Here is a 314-nt window from a genome sequence, read left to right on the forward strand (position 1 = left end):
TAATACATTTTAAAAGTTAACGAAGTTAGCGTATTTTAGTCTCATTGATTAAAATGAAATGTTTAATTTACGAAATCTTAGGAGGGCAAAAACGTGGCATTTGAATTTAGATTACCCGATATCGGGGAAGGTATCCACGAAGGTGAAATTGTAAAATGGTTTGGTAAAGCTGGAGATACTCTTGAAGAAGACGATGTTTTAGCTGAGGTACAAAACGATAAATCAGTAGTAGAAATCCCATCACCAGTATCTGGTACTGTAGAAGAAGTTATGGTAGAAGAAGGTACAGTAGCTGTAGTTGGTGACGTTATTGT

The 314-nt window shown here is 35.4% G+C and carries 1 protein-coding gene; it reads left to right on the forward strand.

The features are described from left to right. Window positions 1–93: 93 nt before the first annotated feature. A partial coding sequence (locus GUI70_RS25505; protein ID WP_368733642.1) for a biotin/lipoyl-containing protein occupies window positions 94–314 on the forward strand: 221 nt, incomplete at its 3' end.

The organism is Deinococcus alpinitundrae, assembly GCF_009982895.1.
Lineage (GTDB): Bacteria > Deinococcota > Deinococci > Deinococcales > Deinococcaceae > Deinococcus > Deinococcus alpinitundrae.